Below are 16,391 nucleotides of genomic sequence, written 5' to 3' on the forward strand. Positions count from 1 at the left end.
GTGATTTTGTTGCGCAAAATGCCCCTCGCTCTGGGAGTTCAAAGAAGACAAATACTGCCTTTAAAAGACAGAGGCCTTAGAGCCAGCGAGAGATAACTATTTGAAACGCCTAAAATTTAATTATCTGTTTATCGGTCTGGTTGCCGTGCTGTTAGCGTTAGCGCTATGGCCATCCATTCCCTGGTATGGGGGTGGGCAGGACCAGATTTCACAGATTAAATCACGGGGAGTACTGCGTGTCAGTACCATCAATTCCCCGTTGACTTACTACACAGTGAACCAATCTCCGGCCGGTATGGATTATGAGCTGGCAAAACGCTTCGCCGATTATCTGGGCGTCAAACTCAAGGTGACAGTACGTCCCAACCTGAGCGATCTGTTTGACGATTTAGATGATGGCAAAGCCGATTTGCTGGCCGCGGGTCTGAACTACAACAGCGAACGCCTGACCCGCTATCAGACCGGGCCAGGCTACTACAACGTTTCGCAGCAGCTGGTCTATCGCGTGGATAAGCCGCGCCCTAAAAACCTCGGTGACTTAAAGGGGCGGCTGACTGTTGCGTCAGGATCGGCTTATCTGTCAACGCTGAAGAGCGCGCGGTCAAACCAGTACCCCGATCTGGACTGGGCGATCTCCACCGATCAAAGTCCTAAAGCCCTGCTGGAAGCGGTGGCAGACGGCAAGCTCGACTATACGATTGGCGACTCCGTGACCATCGCTCTGCTGCAGCGCATCTATCCGCAGCTGGCGGTGGCGTTTGACGTCACTGATGAAGAGCCGGTCACCTGGTATGTGCGGCACAGCGATGACGACAGCCTGAATGCCGCGATGCTCGACTTCTTTAACGGTATGGGTGAAGAAGGGGCGATGGCGCGGCTGGAGGAGAAATATCTCGGCCACGTCGGCACCTTTGATTATGTCGATACCCGCACTTTCCTGCGCGCCATCGATAACACGCTGCCTGACATCAAACCGCTGTTTGAGAAGTACGCCACCAGCATTGACTGGCGACTACTGGCGGCAATCTCCTATCAGGAGTCGCACTGGAACCCGCAGGCCACCTCCCCTACCGGCGTGCGCGGCATGATGATGCTGACCCGTAACACCGCTGAGAGCCTGGATGTGGGCGACCGGACCGATCCCGAACAGAGCATTCGCGGCGGCAGTCAGTATTTGCAGGATATGATGGCGAAGGTGCCGCAGACCATCCCGGAAGATGAGCGCATCTGGTTTGCGCTGGCGGCCTATAACATGGGCTATGCCCATATGCTGGATGTCCGTAAACTCACTGCCCGCCAGGGGGGTAATCCGGATAGCTGGGCGGATGTGAAGCTGCGTCTGCCCATGCTGAGCCAGAAGCGTTACTACACCCAGACGGCTTATGGCTATGCCCGTGGGCATGAAGCCTATAACTATGTGGAGAACATCCGCAAATATCAGTTAAGCCTGGTGGGTTATCTGCAGGAGCAGGAAAAGCGCCTGGCGCAGCAGGCTGAAGCACAAGAAGCACAGGCCGAACTGGCCAAAGGCTATCCGGCGGTCGAACCGAAGATCGCCATGAACTAATCCTGGCGTTGCGCCTGCCGCAGCGCTTTTTTCTGCTCGCGACGCATACGGAAGAAGTCGCTCAGCATAGCGGCACACTCTTCAGCCAGCACGCCGCTCTGTAATTCAACCTGATGATTCATGCCGGGGTGTCCCAGCACATCGAGCAGCGATCCTGCCGCTCCACTTTTGATGTCGTGCGCACCGTAGACCAGCCGGCTGATGCGGCTGTGAACCATAGCGCCGGCGCACATCACGCACGGCTCCAGCGTCACGTAGAGCGTGGTGTCCAGCAGACGATAATTTTCCAGTACTTTACCGCCCTGCCGCAACGCCATAATCTCCGCATGCGCCGTCGGATCGTGCTGGCCGATGGGCCGGTTCCAGCCTTCACCGATCACCCGGTCATTCTGAACCAGCACCGCACCCACCGGCACTTCGCCCTGCTCCCACGCCCGGCGCGCCAGGTCAAGCGCATGGCGCATCCAGTATTCATCTTGTTGTTTCATGCTGACCACTCCGGGCGACAGAAAAGCGGCGCATTATAGCGGTCTCACCGATCCTTTAGAAACTTATTCCAGCTGTTGCAGCTCACCTGCGGGTGTTACGCGCCAGCGATGCTGACAGAAAAACAGCAGCGGGTTGTCCTGTTTGCTGTCGCTATAGCCGCTGTAGAGCTGTAGCGGGGTGCCGATTTTCTCTTCCAGCTGTGCCACTTTCTCATGGCCGAGGCAGCGCATTGCCAGTACCCGCCCGCCCCAGCCGCGCTGCATCTGACTGGCAATCAGCTTCACGCGTGGCAGAAACGCGGAGTCGTAATAGACCTGCTCCACCAGAGACTGTGGCGATCCGGTGATGAGCCAGACGTCAGCATCATCACTGCCGAGGTAATCGGTCAGACGCTGCTGAACCACCGGAAAGGCTTTAACGCGCAGGCGGAACCACTGTGCAAATTCGGCTTCGAGTTGCAGCAGCGTCCGCTCAGAACGGCCAAAAGTAATAGACCAGAGCAGCAGGCTCATGGGCCAGCGTGCCGCCCGGCCTTTAAACAGCAAGCCGATACCTACTACCGGCAATAACGGCACCACCAGCAGCAGATTAAGCGGTCGGCGACGCAGCAGATAGCGCATAAAAGTGCCGAACATGTCCTGCTGGTGCAAAGTGCCATCCAGGTCAAAAAATACGACGCGACGTTGTGTTCCCCTGGTCAAACAACTCTCCTTCAGGCTGATTCTGGAATGATAAAGAGTAGTGTAGCCATCATCAGGCGCTACGGCGATGACTGTCATTTTTAATTCCGATGACTACAATGCCTGATGAATAGTTTATTCTTCACAGATTATCCCTGAATTACGAGGATTGGGCATGAGTTCATTGCTGCGCATTCGCCAGCTTTATCCACGTCTGGCATTGAACGAGCGTCGGCTGGCTGATTTTTTACTGTCGCAACCCGATCGGGCGCGCCACCTGAGTTCGCAAAAGCTGGCGGAAGAGTCTGGCGTCAGCCAGTCGAGCGTGGTGAAGTTTGCTCAGAAACTGGGATACAAAGGTTTTCCGGCGCTTAAGCTGGCTCTGAGTGAGTCACTGGCGGACAAAGATGCCATTACCGTGCATAACCATATCCTCAGCGACGATCCCCTTAAAATGGTGGGTGAGAAGCTGCTGACGGAGAAACTCTCGGCGATCCGCGCCACGCTGGATATCAACAGCGAAGAGAAACTCAACGATGTGTTACAGCTGCTGAAAAATGCCCGGCGTATTTTACTGGTAGGCATTGGCGCTTCGGGTCTGGTGGCGAAGGACTTCTCCTGGAAGCTGATGAAGATCGGCATTAATGCGGTGGCGGAGCAGGATATGCACGCCCTGCTGGCCAGTGTGCAGGCGATGGGGCTCGGCGATGTGCTGCTCGCCATCTCTTACACCGGTGAACGGCGGGAGATCAATCTGGCCGCGCAGGAGGCGGTTCAGGTAGGCGCCGATGTGGTGGCGTTTACCGGTTTTACGCCGAATACGCTGCAGCAGAGCGCCAGTTACTGTCTCTATACGGTGGCGGAAGAGCAGAGTACCCGCAGCGCGGCCATCTCCTCGACCACGGCGCAGCTGGCCCTGACCGATCTGCTGTTTATGGCGCTGGTGCAAAACGATCCGGAACGCGCGTCCAGTCATATTCGCCACAGCGAAGCGCTGGTGAAAAAGCTGGTCTGATCAGCTGCAGCGCGTATAATACCCGCGCTTTTTCTGTTGTTATCAGGTGGGTAAAATGGCGCTGTTGATTACGTCCAGATGCATTAACTGCGATATGTGTGAACCGGAGTGCCCGAACCAGGCCATTTCACTGGGCGATGCGATCTATGAGATTGATGTCAGCCGCTGCACGGAATGTGTCGGGCACTATGAGACGCCAACCTGTCAGCAGGTATGCCCCATCGACAACACCATCATCATTGACCCACAGCACACCGAATCACGTGATGCGCTGTGGGAGAAGTTCGTGCTGCTGCACGGCTAGCTTTCAATGATCACCGTGGCGCAGGCGTAGTGACGCTCATCGGCCAGCGTCACGTGAACGTGTTTAACGCCCAGCCTCTCTGCCACTTCAGCGGCATGCTGAAAGAAGCGTAATCCCGGTTTTCCCAGCGCATCGTTGTAAACTTCAAACTGATTAAATGCCAGACCACCGCGAATGCCGGTGCCAAAGGCTTTTGCCGCCGCCTCTTTTACCGCAAAGCGTTTAGAGAGAAAGCGCACCGGCTGTTTGTGCGCCTGATATTGCTGCCATTCGGCTTCGCTCAGCACCCGCCGCGCCAGCCGGTCGCCGGAGCGTTCAATCACCCCGGCGATACGTTCAATCTCAACGATGTCCGTACCCAGTCCCAGAATAGCCATCAGCGACGGGCTTCACGCAGCAGTTGCTTCATCTCTTTGACCGCATCCGGCAGGCCACTCATCACCGCACGACCAATAATCGCATGGCCGATATTCAGCTCATGCATTTCCGGCAGCGCCGCAATCGGCAGCACGTTGTGGTAGGTCAGACCGTGACCGGCATTGACCTTCAGTCCCAGGCTGGCGGCAAAGGTCGCGGCGTGACGGATACGCGCCAGCTCAGCGTCACGCGCCAGTCCCTCTGGTGCTTCGGCGTAAGCGCCGGTATGGATTTCGATGTAAGGCGCGCCGCTGGCCACGGCCGCTTCAATCTGACGGTGATCGGCATCGATAAACAGCGAAACCAGAATGCCTGCGTCACTCAGCAGTCGTACGGCCGCGTTCATCTTCTCCTGCTGCCCCGCCACATCCAGCCCGCCTTCAGTGGTCACTTCCTGACGCTTTTCCGGCACCAGGCAACAGAAATGGGGCTGGATATCACAGGCGATGCCGATCATCTCATCGGTGACCGCCATCTCCAGATTCATCCGCGTCTGGATAGTGTCACGCAGGATACGCACGTCGCGATCAGTGATGTGACGGCGATCTTCGCGCAGGTGCACGGTAATGCCGTCTGCGCCCGCCTGCTCGGCGATAAACGCCGCCTGCACCGGATCGGGATAGTTTGTCCCACGGGCGTTACGCACCGTAGCAATGTGATCGATATTGACGCCTAACAGCAACTCAGCCATGACCATCCTCACTTCTTTTTCATCGTGATGTTGAGTGTACCGCGCAAAGTGAAACAGGCGGTACGACCAGCGCTATTCTTCTGCCTGTTCAGGCTTTTTCTTCGGAATAAACTGGCGGAACAGCTCCTGACTCTTCAGCGGCTTGCCACCAAGATAGGGCTTCAGGGCGATGCGGGTAAACCGCTTCGCGGCGCGCAGGGTGTCGGCATCGGGAAACTCTCGCTCGCACAGGGCGCGCAATTCGCGGCCGGTAAAGCTACGCTGATTGACCACCAGGCTGGCAATAAAGCCGCGCTCTTCGCGGTAGCTGTACGTCATGTTGTCGCTGACCGGCTCGCCGCTGCCGGCGCAGTGCAGGAAATCGACGCCATAACCCAGGTGACCGAGCAGCGCCAGTTCAAAACGTCGCAGTGCCGGTTCGGGCTTGCCGTGCGTTGAGGCTAATGCCTGAAGGCAGTTGAGATAGTCGAAGAAGAGTTCTGAGAAGGGGAATTCCTGCTGCAATACGCGAGAGACCAGCTCATTGACGTAGAGACCGCAGTAGAGCGTGATGCCGCTGAGCGGTAAAGCCAGCGACACCGCTTCGGCATTGCGCAGGGTTTTGACTTCCCCGCGCCCGCTCCAGCGAACCAGCAGCGGGGTAAAAGGCTGTAACGCCCCCTTCAGCTGCGAGCGCCGCGAACGTGCGCCCTTGGCCAGAACCCGCACCCGCCCTTCACTTTCGCTGAACAGGTCGAGCAGCAGACTGGTTTCGCTGAAGGGGCGACTATGCAGCACAAAGGCGCGTTGCCAGCCTTCCATTGAATCAGAGATCGTCTGTATAACCCAGGCTGCGCAGCGCACGTTCGTCATCTGCCCAGCCGGATTTCACTTTCACCCACAGTTCGAGATGCACTTTCGCTTCGAACATCTCTTCCATGTCTCTGCGCGCTTCTGTTCCGATGACTTTGATTTTGGCGCCTTTGTTGCCAATCACCATCTTCTTCTGCCCTTCGCGCTCAACCAGAATCAGACCGTGTATATCGTAACCGCCACGTTCATTGGTCACGAAGCGCTCAATCTCAACCGTAACGGAGTAAGGCAGTTCAGCCCCCAGGAAGCGCATCAGTTTTTCACGGATCATCTCTGACGCCATGAAACGCTGTGAGCGGTCGGTGATGTAATCTTCCGGGAAGTGATGATCGGCCTGCGGCAGATGCTTGCGGGTAATCGCCGCAATGGTATCGACGTTTTTGCCGCTCTCAGCAGAAATAGGTACGATATCGAGGAAGTTCATCTGCTGGCTCAGGAACTGCAGATGCGGCAGCAGAATGCTTTTATCCTGGATGTTATCGACCTTATTGATCGCCAGCACCACCGGCACTTTATTGTCGCGCAGTTTGCCCAATACCATCTCATCATCGGGCGTCCAGCGGGTGCCTTCAACCACGAAAATCACCAGTTCAACGTCGCCAATAGAACTGCTGGCTGCGCGGTTCATCAGACGGTTAATGGCGCGCTTCTCTTCCATGTGCAGACCTGGGGTATCGACGTAGATCGCCTGATATTCGCCTTCGGTATGAATGCCCATGATGCGGTGGCGCGTGGTTTGCGGCTTACGCGAGGTGATCGACACCTTCTGCCCCAGCAACTGGTTCAGTAAGGTGGATTTACCGACGTTTGGTCGGCCAACAATCGCGACAAAGCCGCAATAAGTAACGTTTTCGCTCATTCGAGTCCTGAATTGTTCAGCGCCTGATGCGGCGCCGAAAGAGTGCTATTTGAGTCATGTGTCATTCAGCGTCTTCTGACGCCGGGATAGAGTGTCGGGTTAATGGTTCAGTGCCGGTTTCGGCACTGTCATCCCGACAGATCTATTCAAGACCTAATTTTATCAGTGCCTGTTCAGCCGCTGCCTGCTCAGCTTTACGACGGCTGGAGCCGACGCCGACAACCGGCTCGGCCATGCCACTCACCTGACAGTGAATGGTGAATTCCTGATCGTGGGCTTCGCCACGTACCTGCACTACCAGATAACTTGGCAGCGGCAGATGACGTCCCTGCAGATACTCCTGCAGGCGCGTTTTCGGATCTTTTTGTTTGTCGCCAGGACTGATTTCGTCGAGGCGGGTCTGATACCAGTCGAGGATCAGCTGCTCTACCCGCTCGATACTGCTGTCGAGGAAGATACCGCCAATCAGCGCTTCTACCGTATCCGCCAGGATCGATTCACGACGGAAACCGCCGCTTTTCAGCTCACCGGGTCCCAGGCGCAGGCACTCGCCAAGATCAAATTCGCGTGCCATTTCAGCCAGCGTGTTGCCCCGCACCAGCGTGGCGCGCATGCGGCTCATGTCACCTTCATCAACCCGCGGGAAGCGGTGATAAAGGGCATTAGCAATCACATAGCTAAGAATAGAATCGCCAAGAAATTCCAGGCGTTCGTTGTGCTTACTGCTGGCGCTGCGGTGAGTCAGGGCCTGCTGTAACAGTTCCGAATGAGTAAAAGTGTAGCCCAGTTTGCGCTGAAGCTTGTTAATCAGGATGGGGTTCATGCGATTCCAGTTCTTTGTTGCGTCTGTGACTCTGCATACCAAACGGGGCTGGTAATCCAACACGTTCCGTTTGGTGTGCAGTGGCCTCCCTGAGGAGGCCACCCGATTTGCCTGTTAATCAGACAATAATGTTAGTGGATACCACCGATGCGACTGAATCGCACGCCGGTTGGCCACTGGCCTTCTTGTTTCTCAAAGCTCATCCAGATAGCGACCGCTTTACCGACCAGATTACGCTCCGGGACAAAGCCCCAGTAGCGGCTGTCGGCGCTGTTATCACGGTTGTCGCCCATCATGAAGTATTGCCCTTTCGGCACGACCCAGCTCGCCTGCGGCTGACCCGGCTGCTGATAATACATGCCTGCCTGACTCTGCGCTTCGTTTACCAGCAGAATGTCATGCGTCACGTTACCGATTGTCTCTTTGCGGGTTCCCAGGCGCAAACCACCGCGCAGGGTATCGCCCTGCGGCACCTGATAAAAACCGTTGCCGGTTTCGTTGCCATCAAAGCCGCTAAAGGTCTGAACAAAGTTGCTTGGCTCAACGTCGGTGTAAGTTACCGCTAACGCTGTGTCACAGGCTTTATCATCGGAGCAGGTCGGTTTCACCGTCAGCGTTTTGCTGTAAGGATCATAAATGACTTTGTCGCCCGGCAGGCCGATCACGCGCTTAATGTAATCCAGGCTCGGATCTTTCGGGTATTTAAATACCGCGATATCGCCGCGCTTCGGCTGACCGGTTGGGATCAGCGTCGTCTGGGTGATCGGATCCTTGATGCCGTAAGCAAACTTCTCCACCAGGATAAAGTCACCAATCAGCAGCGTCGGCATCATCGAGCCAGAGGGAATCTGGAACGGTTCGTAGATAAACGAACGCACGATGAAAACCACAGCCAGCACCGGGAACACAGACGCGGTGGTTTCAACCCAGCCTGGCTTTGCAGCGACCTTCGCCAGCGTTTTGCTGTCGAGCGCGTTACCGGTCTGGGCCTGAGCCTCAGCCTGTTTCGCGCGACGCGCGGGTGCCCATTTAAAACGATCAATTACCCATACGATGCCAGTAATCAGCGTCGCTATCGCCAGAATCAGGGCGAACATATTAGCCATTGGAAATCCTTATTTGCTGTCCTTACCGACATGCAGAATGGCGAGGAACGCTTCCTGTGGCAGCTCAACGTTACCAACCTGCTTCATTCGCTTCTTACCATCTTTCTGCTTCTGCAACAGTTTCTTCTTACGGCTGACGTCACCGCCATAACACTTAGCGAGAACGTTTTTACGCAGCTGTTTCACCGTTGAACGCGCGATAATGTGGTTACCGATGGCAGCCTGAATCGCAATATCAAACTGCTGACGCGGGATGAGCTCTTTCATTTTCTCAACCAGATCGCGTCCGCGATAAGGCGCGTTGTCACGGTGAGTAATCAGCGCCAGCGCATCCACACGTTCAGAGTTAATCAGTACGTCGACGCGTACCATGTCTGAAGGCTGGAAACGTTTAAAGTTGTAATCCAGCGAGGCATAACCGCGCGAGGTTGATTTCAGACGGTCAAAGAAGTCGAGTACCACTTCAGCCATCGGAATTTCGTAAGTCAGTGCCACCTGATTGCCGTGGTAAACCATGTTGGTCTGCACGCCACGCTTCTCAATACAGAGCGTGATGACGTTGCCCAGATACTCTTGTGGCAGCAGCATGTGACATTCGGCAATCGGTTCACGCAGCTCTTCGATATTGTTCAGTGCCGGCAGCTTGGATGGGCTGTCGACATGAACGATTTCGCCGCTGGTGGTCACGACTTCATACACCACCGTCGGTGCAGTAGTGATCAGATCGAGATCGTATTCGCGCTCCAGACGCTCCTGGATGATCTCCATGTGCAGCAGACCAAGGAAGCCGCAGCGGAAACCAAAGCCCAGCGCCGTTGAGCTTTCTGGCTCATAGAACAGCGAGGCGTCGTTCAGGCTCAGCTTACCGAGCGCATCACGGAACGCTTCATAGTCGTCAGAGCTGATTGGGAACAGACCAGCGTAAACCTGTGGCTTCACTTTTTTAAAGCCTGGCAGCGCTTTGTCTGCTGGGTTACGTGCGGTAGTCAGCGTATCGCCCACGGGTGCGCCGAGGATATCTTTAATGGCGCAGACCAGCCAGCCTACTTCACCGCAGTTCAGCTCATTACGATCAACCCGTTTCGGGGTGAAGATACCCAGGCGGTCAGCGTTATAAACCTGGCCGGTGCTCAGGACTTTGATCTTGTCGCCTTTGCGCATGGTGCCGTTTTTCACGCGCACCAGGGAAACAACACCCAGGTAGTTATCGAACCAGGAGTCGATAATCAGTGCCTGCAGCGGCGCTTCCGGATCGCCTTCTGGCGGCGGAATGTCGCGCACTAAGCGTTCCAGCACTTCCGGAACGCCGACGCCGGTTTTGGCTGAGCAGCGCACTGCATCAGTTGCATCAATGCCGACGATATCTTCAATTTCCTGCGCGGCGCGATCGGGATCGGCAGCGGGCAGGTCAATTTTGTTCAGAACCGGCACCACTTCCAGATCCATCTCCATCGCGGTGTAGCAGTTCGCCAGTGTCTGCGCTTCAACACCCTGACCGGCATCCACCACCAGCAGCGCGCCTTCGCAGGCGGCCAGTGAGCGGGAAACTTCATAGGAGAAGTCTACGTGGCCTGGGGTATCGATGAAATTGAGCTGGTAAGTTTGGCCGTCTTTCGCGTGATAATCGAGTGTGACGCTCTGTGCTTTGATGGTGATGCCACGCTCGCGCTCCAGATCCATAGAGTCAAGAACCTGCGCAGCCATTTCACGAGCGGTGAGGCCGCCGCAAATCTGAATCAGGCGGTCAGAGAGCGTAGATTTGCCATGGTCGATATGAGCGATGATGGAGAAATTTCTTATGTGCTTCATTTATTGGGATATCTTCGCTTAAAATTCAGTTGAAAACCTGAGCACAGACACATTCAGGAAGATCGCTCTTTACCCACAATCCTGTCAGCCTCATTAATGACGACGCATATTACACTGTTAACGCCGCGCATAAAAGAATGGAACGTGGTGGAAGCGAAACAGATATCTGCGCGAGGCAGAACAGACAAAGGCCGCGGGATGCGCGGCCTGGACGTGCGTTACGCTTCGCTTTCAACACGCAGCGCATCGGGAGGCAAGGCGATGTTCAGAATGACCGGCTGAAAGGCTTCCCGATCGCCGAATTTCATTGAAACGCCTTTGGCGACAATAAAACCCCCGATACCGCCCAGCAGCGCACCGCAGGCGGCGGCCAGATCGCTGCTGAACAGCGCCTGAAACAGCCCGGAAACCAGGAACAGGCCAAACAGCGGCGTCATGTAGACCAGCAGCGCTGAACCCAGCAGGCTGCTCTCTTTGATACCGAGTTCGATCCGCTGCCCCGGCTGCAGCGGCTTGCTGCTGGCGATTTGCATCACGTGGGCATTCTTCGGACCGAGCTTATTCAGCATATGGCTGCCACAACCTTTACGTGCCTGGCAGCTGTTACAGGAGGTTTTAGCTTCGGTGTGCAGCGTGGCGATGCCATCCTGCCATGCCACCACGGTGGCCCATTCTCTCATCATTTTTGTGACCCCAGGTCGATGCTGTCCGCAATACGTTTTGCGGTCGAGGGCGGTAATTCGCCGATCACCGCTATTTCGTTATTATTGCGCACAACGGTCTGGACCGTACGACGCCCAGTGCGCAATGTCTGCGTTGTGCTGGTTTTATCGGCCGGCGTCACGTTGATCGCGAAACTAAACAGGCCATCGCTGTAGAGCTTCGATTCCATATTTTTATTCAGACCGGGTAGCGTGCGGCGATTCTGCGACACCAGCGACATACCGGCAGGTATCCAGCCTGGCTGCCAGGTGAGCGTAACCGCATCCCCTTTCGGCACCGATAGCGACGGAGGCAGATTGGCTTTCTCCAGACCCTTCATCAGATTGCGCACCCCTTCGTCCACCGCAAAGCTGATGACGCGGAACTGCTCCAGCGTTTCGCCGTCACGATCGAGCAGGTCGATGCGCAGCGGCAGCTTGGTGTCCACATCCAGCCAGACCACATAGCTGTAACGGGTGCCATCGCGTGAAACGATGCGCAACACATCACACATCTGATCGGCAATGCGCGAGCGGCCTACGGTAATAAAATCATAGGCTGTAGCGAGCTTGGTGAAGTCAGCAAAAATCACCGACGGCAAAGCATCGATAATGTGATTGCCGGGGAGCGAAAAGGGATCGAGGCCGGGTTCGAAGTAACTGATATCGTTGCCGCGCTGGATCACTTCCCGACGTGGCCCGTCCATCTGCAACAGCTGCGCGAATATCCGGTTATCGATTACAGCATGACGATAACGCAGCGATTCGATGCCGATGCGGGAGACGTTGATATAGGCGAATTCGTAGTTGAGGTTCTGACTTGCCTGCTCCATCTGCTGCAATAGCGCCCCGGACGCAGAAGGTTGCGCCGGGGCGGCAGATGACCACAACAGGCTGCCTGTCAGCAGGCTAACAGCATACCAAAGCGGCTTCATTACTGCTGTTGCTGTCCTAATGATTGATTTCCGGGAACATCAACCTGCGCCTGTTTTGGCGCAGTGGTTTCAAACTGCAGCTGGTCAGCGTGCAGGCGACGTTGCAGTTCGTAATCCTGCAGCATGGCATTTACGCGACGACGCTGGTCCTGAACCTGCTGGTTAGAACTGTTGGTGTCAAATGCATCAGACGGCACGCCCAGGCTCACCGGAGACGCTTTGCCCATCATCGGCATCGTGTTGAACACCGGAGAGTCAGAGGTCTGCGTGGCGCTGCCCTCTGGCTGGTTATAGTGCTGAACGCCTACGATCACGGCCAGTGAAACACAGGCAGCGACACCGACCTGGGTCAGTTGCGCAGCCCACGGGCGCGCTTTTTTCCAGAACGGCATTTTTTCCCAGCGGGAAGGTTCTGGCTGAGCTTCAGGGATCAGCGTTGTAACCGTACGCAACGGTTCTTTTTCGATGGCAGCAGCGACGCGCGCAGAAATATCAAAATGCAGGACATCGCCCACATCACCGCGCATGGTATCGCGAATGAGATGATAGCTTGCCCAGCTTTTCTGTAATTCTGCGTCCTTAGACAAGGCGGAAAACAGCTCGTTATCTAAGGTCTCACCATCCATTAAAGCGGAAAGTTTTTCTTTCTGCATGCCTATGTACCCTTCCAGTAGCCGTTATCACTGACGTTGGATAAGCGGTTGAACTTTGTTATCAATGGCCTCTCGCGCACGAAAGATACGTGATCGAACAGTGCCTACCGGGCAATCCATAATGACGGCGATCTCTTCATAACTCAGACCGTCCAGTTCCCTGAGGGTGATTGCCATACGCAAGTCCTCGGGTAGCGCCTCGATGGTACGAAAGACAATTTGTTTCAATTCTTCTGACAACATTAAGTTCTCAGGGTTCGAAATTTCTTTTAATGCACCCGCACTTTCGAAATTTTCTGCGTCAATAGCATCCACATCGCTGGATGGCGGACGACGCCCCTGAGCAACCAGGTAATTTTTCGCTGTATTTACCGCAATGCGGTACAGCCAGGTATAAAACGCGCTATCGCCCCGGAATGAATCCAGTGCGCGATACGCTTTAATAAACGATTCCTGTACTACATCAGGTACGTCGCCCGAGGGAACATAGCGTGAAACCAGGCTCGCCACTTTATGCTGGTAACGAATCACCAGTAAGTTGAAAGCTTTTTGATCTCCCTTCTGTACGCGCTCGACAAGGACCTGGTCCGTCAACTGCTCGCTCATCCGAGGTAATGTCTCCCCAAATTTTTCATACGCATAAAGTAACTGCCAGCACATCTCATGGTTCTGAGCAAGCATGCGCTTAGAGTTGTGATGTGGTGCGAAGTTCACTTCTCGCCCTGATATTTACCGCTCCGATGGACATTACACAGGTTCTTCGTTTTCGTTCAGTGTAAGGAGCGTAAATCGCAGGCAGAGTAACCTATGACAACAGCTTTTTCATCATTAAATCCTTTAGGTTTAATAAGTTTGCTATAAAAAACCGCGCCAAAAGCAGTCCGGTTTTAACTCACTGATATTAAGTAACTTTGGGAAATCATCAGACAAAAACCTGCGCCAGATGTTTAAAATACTTCACAGCAACCCCCATTGCGCTTATGCTCAGCCCTATTCTTGTTTAGTAAATTAAACATTATGATGAATGCGAACCCGGATTATCAGTGTGATGTACTCATTGTGGGCAGCGGTGCTGCTGGCCTGTCGCTGGCATTGCGGCTGGCAAAACAGTATCAGGTGACAGTTCTCAGTAAAGCGCAGGTCAATGAGGGGTCAACCCTTTATGCCCAGGGCGGTATTGCTGCGGTATTTGATGAGACTGACAGTATCGAGTCGCACATCGAAGATACGCTGATTGCCGGAGCAGGATTATGCAACCGTGAAGCCGTCTCGTTTATCGCCAGTAATGCCCGGCATTGCGTGCAGTGGCTGATCGACAACGGTGTCGCCTTTGATCTCGATCCGCAGGCGGCCGGCGACATGCGTTATCACCTGACGCGGGAAGGCGGCCACAGTCATCGACGTATCCTGCACAGCGCTGACGCCACCGGCCATGCGGTTGAAACGACGCTGGTTAGCCAGGCGTTGAGCCATCCCAATATCCGGATACTGGAACGCACCAACGCGGTCGATCTGATTCTTTCAGATAAAATCGGCCTGCCAGGCCCACGCCGTGTAGTAGGCGCGTGGATCTGGAACCGTAATCGCGAACAGGTGGAAACCTGTCGGGCACGGGCCGTGGTGGTTGCAACCGGTGGTGCCGCCAAGGTCTATCAATATACGACTAACCCCGACATCGCCTCCGGTGACGGGATCGCGATGGCCTGGCGTGCCGGCTGCCGGGTTGCCAATCTGGAATTTAACCAGTTCCACCCGACCTGCCTGTTTCATCCGCAGGCGCAGAATTTCCTGTTAACCGAAGCGTTACGCGGAGAAGGTGCCTGGCTGTTGCGTCCCGATGGCAGCCGTTTCATGCCCGATTTTGATGAGCGCGCCGAACTCGCCCCGCGCGATATCGTCGCCCGGGCCATCGATCATGAGATGAAGCGGCTGGGCGTTGACTGTATGTATCTGGACATCAGCCACCAGCCTGAGGAGTTTGTTCGCGCGCACTTCCCGATGATCTATGAGAAGTTGCTGACCTTTGGCTTTGACCTCACCAAAGAACCCATCCCGATTGTGCCTGCCGCGCACTATACCTGTGGCGGCGTGGTCGTTGATCAGCACGGCCAGACCGACGTCAGTGGCCTCTATGCCATCGGTGAGGTGAGTTATACCGGCCTGCATGGCGCTAACCGCATGGCATCCAATTCGCTGCTGGAGTGTCTGGTGTATGGCTGGTCCGCCGCAGAGGAGCTGATTCGCACCCTGCCCGCCATCGAAGCCGTTACTGCGCTACCCGCATGGGATGAAAGTCAGGTCGATGACGCCGATGAGCGCGTGGTGATCCAGCATAACTGGCACGAGCTGCGATTATTCATGTGGGATTACATGGGAATCGTCCGCACGACCCGGCGGCTGGAGCGGGCGCTGCGTCGCATCAACCTGCTTCAGCAGGAGATCGATGAATATTATCGTCATTTCCGCCTCTCCAATAACCTGCTGGAGCTACGGAATCTGGTGCAGGTCGCTGACCTGATGGTGCGCTGTGCGCTGGAGCGAAAAGAGAGTCGCGGCCTGCACTATATCCGCGACTACCCGGATTTACTGCCCGAGGCGCGGCCAACCATCCTGAGGCCGCCGGACTACATAAAAAGGTAGAACTCCCGCGTCAGACTACACCACTCATCAGAATAGCGGGTGTCCGGCGTGCGGATAGCAAGGCGCTCCAGCAGGGTTTCCCCGGCCTGCGGCGACAGCCCCAGCAGGACGCGGTGCGGCGGACGATGGGCATATTCCGCCACGTCCAGCCGGAAACGCAGATGCCAGCCATCCGCCTGCGCCAGGGCGATGAATTCCTGGCCGGTCGCGGTGGGCAGCACCACGCAGAACATCCCCTCTTCTTCAATCAGTAATGCAGCACTGCGCAACAGTGTCTGATGATCGAGCGAGGCAGTCGCACGGGCGCTGTCCCGTGCCGCAGTAGAACAGGCCACGCCAGGTGCAAAATAAGGCGGATTGCTGACGATTAGCGAGTAACGTTTATCGCACTGTTCAGCCCAGTCGGCGATATCACGCTGATGAACCTGAATACGTTCAGGCCACGGCGACTGCTGCACATTCTCCTGCGCCTGAAGCGCGGCTTGCGGTTCTAACTCAACCGCATCGATGTTGACCGGCGACGGCGTGCGCTGCGCCAGCATCAGCGCGATAAGCCCGCTGCCGCTGCCAATATCCAGAATACGTTTTACCCCGGCAACCGGCGCCCAGGCCCCAAGCAGAATGGCATCGGTGCCCACTTTCATCGCACAGCGATCGTGCGCGACAAAAAATTGTTTAAAGGTAAAACCGTTCTTGTTTAACTGTGGCCGTTCACGCGGCTTATCCTGCATCATTCGTCACTACCATCGTTTTTTTCCTGCCGTACGGCAGCGCATGAGTGTAACGTGACAACAGAGGGAATTCACGCGGCAGACAACCCCAGGCGCAGCCGAAACGGATTAACAGATGA

At 55.6% G+C, this 16,391-nt stretch carries 18 protein-coding genes; 4 read left to right on the top strand and 14 right to left on the bottom strand.

All coding sequences use genetic code 11. The features are described 5' to 3' along the window. Positions 1-100: 100 nt before the first annotated feature. A complete protein-coding gene (gene mltF / locus NR195_RS15770; protein ID WP_010257637.1) occupies positions 101-1,567 on the top strand; it encodes a membrane-bound lytic murein transglycosylase MltF in 1,467 nt (488 codons plus the stop codon). Here the strand turns inward: mltF and tadA are convergent. Both tadA and yfhb read right to left on the bottom strand, forming a co-directional pair. Continuing rightward, on the bottom strand, positions 1,564-2,055 hold the full coding sequence (gene tadA, locus NR195_RS15775; RefSeq protein ID WP_010671307.1) for a tRNA adenosine(34) deaminase TadA: 492 nt from the start codon (positions 2,053-2,055) through the stop codon (positions 1,564-1,566). The genes mltF and tadA overlap by 4 nt on opposite strands. A 63-nt stretch (positions 2,056-2,118) precedes the next feature. Further along, the gene (yfhb, locus tag NR195_RS15780) at positions 2,119-2,757 is read right to left on the bottom strand and encodes a phosphatidylglycerophosphatase C (RefSeq protein ID WP_010257641.1); all 639 of its coding nucleotides are present in this window, start codon (positions 2,755-2,757) and stop codon (positions 2,119-2,121) included. Between the two features lie 154 nt (positions 2,758-2,911). Between yfhb and NR195_RS15785 the strand changes: the two genes are divergently transcribed. Together NR195_RS15785 and NR195_RS15790 are read left to right on the top strand one after the other, a co-directional pair. Then, positions 2,912-3,751, top strand: coding sequence for a MurR/RpiR family transcriptional regulator (locus tag NR195_RS15785; protein ID WP_256844703.1), 840 nt, complete (start codon positions 2,912-2,914; stop codon positions 3,749-3,751). Positions 3,752-3,806: 55 nt separating this feature from the next. Beyond that, positions 3,807-4,055, top strand: coding sequence for a YfhL family 4Fe-4S dicluster ferredoxin (locus NR195_RS15790; RefSeq protein ID WP_010671305.1), 249 nt, complete (start codon positions 3,807-3,809; stop codon positions 4,053-4,055). Here the strand turns inward: NR195_RS15790 and acpS are convergent. The 11 genes from acpS to rpoE form a co-directional block, all read right to left on the bottom strand. Then, positions 4,052-4,432 (bottom strand): holo-ACP synthase, encoded by a 381-nt coding sequence (gene acpS / locus NR195_RS15795; RefSeq protein WP_010257645.1) that lies wholly within the window; start codon positions 4,430-4,432, stop codon positions 4,052-4,054. The genes NR195_RS15790 and acpS overlap by 4 nt on opposite strands. Then, the gene (pdxJ, locus tag NR195_RS15800; protein WP_010257647.1) at positions 4,432-5,163 is read right to left on the bottom strand and encodes a pyridoxine 5'-phosphate synthase; all 732 of its coding nucleotides are present in this window, start codon (positions 5,161-5,163) and stop codon (positions 4,432-4,434) included. The genes acpS and pdxJ overlap by 1 nt, the downstream gene beginning before the upstream one ends. Before the next feature lie 72 nt (positions 5,164-5,235). Further along, the gene (gene recO, locus NR195_RS15805; protein ID WP_010257651.1) at positions 5,236-5,964 is read right to left on the bottom strand and encodes a DNA repair protein RecO; all 729 of its coding nucleotides are present in this window, start codon (positions 5,962-5,964) and stop codon (positions 5,236-5,238) included. Positions 5,965-5,968: 4 nt separating this feature from the next. Next, positions 5,969-6,874 carry a GTPase Era gene (era, locus tag NR195_RS15810; RefSeq protein WP_010257653.1) on the bottom strand — a complete coding sequence of 302 codons (906 nt, stop codon included), beginning with the start codon at positions 6,872-6,874 and terminating at the stop codon, positions 5,969-5,971. Between the two features lie 142 nt (positions 6,875-7,016). Then, entirely contained in the window at positions 7,017-7,697 is a 681-nt protein-coding gene (rnc, locus tag NR195_RS15815) for a ribonuclease III (protein WP_010257656.1), read from the bottom strand. A 131-nt stretch (positions 7,698-7,828) separates the two neighbouring features. Beyond that, positions 7,829-8,803, bottom strand: coding sequence for a signal peptidase I (gene lepB / locus NR195_RS15820; RefSeq protein ID WP_010257658.1), 975 nt, complete (start codon positions 8,801-8,803; stop codon positions 7,829-7,831). Positions 8,804-8,812: 9 nt separating this feature from the next. Beyond that, positions 8,813-10,612 carry a translation elongation factor 4 gene (gene lepA, locus NR195_RS15825; RefSeq protein ID WP_010257661.1) on the bottom strand — a complete coding sequence of 600 codons (1,800 nt, stop codon included), beginning with the start codon at positions 10,610-10,612 and terminating at the stop codon, positions 8,813-8,815. A 218-nt stretch (positions 10,613-10,830) separates the two neighbouring features. Beyond that, the gene (rseC, locus tag NR195_RS15830; protein WP_010257664.1) at positions 10,831-11,295 is read right to left on the bottom strand and encodes a SoxR-reducing system protein RseC; all 465 of its coding nucleotides are present in this window, start codon (positions 11,293-11,295) and stop codon (positions 10,831-10,833) included. Continuing rightward, the gene (rseB, locus tag NR195_RS15835; protein WP_022624108.1) at positions 11,292-12,248 is read right to left on the bottom strand and encodes a sigma-E factor regulatory protein RseB; all 957 of its coding nucleotides are present in this window, start codon (positions 12,246-12,248) and stop codon (positions 11,292-11,294) included. The genes rseC and rseB overlap by 4 nt, the downstream gene beginning before the upstream one ends. After that, positions 12,248-12,901: an anti-sigma-E factor RseA gene (rseA, locus tag NR195_RS15840; protein WP_010257667.1), complete on the bottom strand. Its 654-nt coding sequence runs from the start codon at positions 12,899-12,901 to the stop codon at positions 12,248-12,250. Before rseA ends, rseB begins: the two co-directional genes overlap by 1 nt. A 27-nt stretch (positions 12,902-12,928) precedes the next feature. Next, positions 12,929-13,507 (bottom strand): RNA polymerase sigma factor RpoE, encoded by a 579-nt coding sequence (rpoE, locus tag NR195_RS15845; protein WP_010257669.1) that lies wholly within the window; start codon positions 13,505-13,507, stop codon positions 12,929-12,931. A gap of 414 nt (positions 13,508-13,921) precedes the next feature. Here rpoE and nadB point away from each other — a divergent pair, with 414 nt between their 5' ends. Beyond that, positions 13,922-15,541, top strand: coding sequence for an L-aspartate oxidase (nadB, locus tag NR195_RS15850; protein WP_372340764.1), 1,620 nt, complete (start codon positions 13,922-13,924; stop codon positions 15,539-15,541). Here nadB and NR195_RS15855 read toward each other — a convergent pair. Next, the gene (locus NR195_RS15855; RefSeq protein WP_010257673.1) at positions 15,526-16,275 is read right to left on the bottom strand and encodes a tRNA1(Val) (adenine(37)-N6)-methyltransferase; all 750 of its coding nucleotides are present in this window, start codon (positions 16,273-16,275) and stop codon (positions 15,526-15,528) included. The genes nadB and NR195_RS15855 overlap by 16 nt on opposite strands. Between the last annotated feature and the right edge of the window lie 116 nt (positions 16,276-16,391).

The sequence above is a fragment of the Pantoea sp. Ft-CA_14 genome (assembly GCF_024520875.1).
GTDB classification, from domain to species: Bacteria; Pseudomonadota; Gammaproteobacteria; order Enterobacterales; family Enterobacteriaceae; genus Pantoea; species Pantoea agglomerans.

Excerpts from the sequence above, each read along its gene's own strand:
- tadA (WP_010671307.1), bottom strand. The coding sequence starts at position 2,055 with ATGAAACAACAAGATGAATACTGGATGCGCCATGCGCTTGACCTGGCG.
- NR195_RS15785 (WP_256844703.1), top strand. The coding sequence starts at position 2,912 with ATGAGTTCATTGCTGCGCATTCGCCAGCTTTATCCACGTCTGGCATTG.
- NR195_RS15790 (WP_010671305.1), top strand. The coding sequence starts at position 3,807 with ATGGCGCTGTTGATTACGTCCAGATGCATTAACTGCGATATGTGTGAA.
- acpS (WP_010257645.1), bottom strand. The coding sequence starts at position 4,432 with ATGGCTATTCTGGGACTGGGTACGGACATCGTTGAGATTGAACGTATC.
- pdxJ (WP_010257647.1), bottom strand. The coding sequence starts at position 5,163 with ATGGCTGAGTTGCTGTTAGGCGTCAATATCGATCACATTGCTACGGTG.
- recO (WP_010257651.1), bottom strand. The coding sequence starts at position 5,964 with ATGGAAGGCTGGCAACGCGCCTTTGTGCTGCATAGTCGCCCCTTCAGC.
- era (WP_010257653.1), bottom strand. The coding sequence starts at position 6,874 with ATGAGCGAAAACGTTACTTATTGCGGCTTTGTCGCGATTGTTGGCCGA.
- rnc (WP_010257656.1), bottom strand. The coding sequence starts at position 7,697 with ATGAACCCCATCCTGATTAACAAGCTTCAGCGCAAACTGGGCTACACT.
- lepB (WP_010257658.1), bottom strand. The coding sequence starts at position 8,803 with ATGGCTAATATGTTCGCCCTGATTCTGGCGATAGCGACGCTGATTACT.
- lepA (WP_010257661.1), bottom strand. The coding sequence starts at position 10,612 with ATGAAGCACATAAGAAATTTCTCCATCATCGCTCATATCGACCATGGC.
- rseC (WP_010257664.1), bottom strand. The coding sequence starts at position 11,295 with ATGATGAGAGAATGGGCCACCGTGGTGGCATGGCAGGATGGCATCGCC.
- rseB (WP_022624108.1), bottom strand. The coding sequence starts at position 12,248 with ATGAAGCCGCTTTGGTATGCTGTTAGCCTGCTGACAGGCAGCCTGTTG.
- rseA (WP_010257667.1), bottom strand. The coding sequence starts at position 12,901 with ATGCAGAAAGAAAAACTTTCCGCTTTAATGGATGGTGAGACCTTAGAT.
- rpoE (WP_010257669.1), bottom strand. The coding sequence starts at position 13,507 with ATGAGCGAGCAGTTGACGGACCAGGTCCTTGTCGAGCGCGTACAGAAG.
- nadB (WP_372340764.1), top strand. The coding sequence starts at position 13,922 with ATGAATGCGAACCCGGATTATCAGTGTGATGTACTCATTGTGGGCAGC.
- NR195_RS15855 (WP_010257673.1), bottom strand. The coding sequence starts at position 16,275 with ATGATGCAGGATAAGCCGCGTGAACGGCCACAGTTAAACAAGAACGGT.